We start from the raw sequence: 1,380 nt of genomic DNA on the forward strand, positions 1-1,380 counted from the left end.
GGGTTAAGTAAAGAAAAGTGTGTCTTTTCCGGGCGTGTTGCGGTTATTTGATCCAGCCTTTTTGGATGCCGAGGTTGTGTTGGTAGCTGGTGTCGATGGCGGTGTCGTATTCTGCTGGTGCACCGATGTCATTGGTAGTGGCTGTGGTGTTGTGGGTGATCAGGTCTGTTGCTGTGGAAAGTGCGTCTTGACCCCATCGTTGGTCCCTGGCGATCTTGACCGGATCGTCAGGGACTTCTGTATGTAGATACAGCCACCAATCCATCACTGTGCGTTGATGCGGTAGTGATAGTCCGCGGTGTCTGCGGGCTAGTTCTTTTATGGGGGCGTTGATGCCACCTTCGAGGCTGTTTGTTGTTGCTGCAAGGTTGTCGGGGTCGATGGTTGTTGGTGGGGGTTGCAGGTAGGTAAACAGCAGGTCTCTGCGGTGCAGAGATAGCAATGATTGATAGGCCGCTCGGACGCGTTGGTGGGTGTAGACCTTGGTGTAGGCGCCGGTAGCAGGGTCTTTGATGGTGGTTTTCTCGTTCATCCATTCCCGGTAGGTGTGGTCGAATTCGTGCAGGTGGGCGACCCATGTGGATGCTTGGTCAAGGTCGGTGATGCGAGTGAGTTTCAGGGCTAGGCGGTAGAGGGTTTTGCCGGCATCGGTGCGGGGGTTGCTGGTGGTGTGGCGGCGGACTGTTCGTTGGGCGTGGACGAGGCAGCGTTGGATGCGTGTTGTTGGCCAGCAGTGGTGGATGGCTGATTGGGCACCTTGTCCGCCGTCTGTGACTGCGATTAGTGGTGCGGCAATGGGGCGTAGGAGTTCGGTGTAGGCGGCGGTGGTTTCGTGTCTGGCCCAGGTCCAGTTGATGACGTGGGTTTTACTGGCTGCGATCAGGAGGCATCCGGACTTTAGATAGGTCGCGTCGAGGAAGATTTGGTCATGGATGCGGAATGAGTCGATGGTGGGTGTGGGGATGATCCACCAGCACCATCGGAATCGGTGGTGCATGGTTTGCCTGGTTACGCCATGGTGTGCGGCGAAGGTGGTTAGAGATTGGGTGCCGGTGGCCCATTGGATGAACAAAGCCATGGTGGCGGTGTTTTTGTTGTGGGTTTGGGTGTTGCGGGTAAAGGAGTGTCCGCAGTGGGTGCAGCGCCAACGGGTGGTTGATTTGCTGGTGGTGCCGTTTTTCTTTGTGTTGTTGCCGCATAGTGGGCAGCTGGGGCGGTTGGTGGTCATCCTTTAATCCAACCGGTGTGCGGTTAGCACAAATGTGGCCGGAGGTGCGGGATGGTGTGGGTAATAGCTTTCGGGGAGCTATTCTTTGGTGATTTGTGGTGTGTGGTCTGGGGTTATGGTGGCATGCGGACACACTTTTCTTTACTTAACCC

The 1,380-nt window shown here is 56.0% G+C and carries 1 protein-coding gene; it reads right to left on the reverse strand.

All coding sequences use genetic code 11. The features are described from left to right. Window positions 1-43 precede the first annotated feature (43 nt). On the reverse strand, window positions 44-1,228 hold the full coding sequence (locus tag HMPREF2787_RS03220; protein WP_011018353.1) for an IS256-like element IS3503 family transposase: 1,185 nt from the start codon (window positions 1,226-1,228) through the stop codon (window positions 44-46). Between the last annotated feature and the right edge of the window lie 152 nt (window positions 1,229-1,380).

It is taken from the genome of Corynebacterium sp. HMSC061H03 (assembly GCF_001838215.1).
Taxonomy (GTDB): domain Bacteria; phylum Actinomycetota; class Actinomycetes; order Mycobacteriales; family Mycobacteriaceae; genus Corynebacterium; species Corynebacterium jeikeium_D.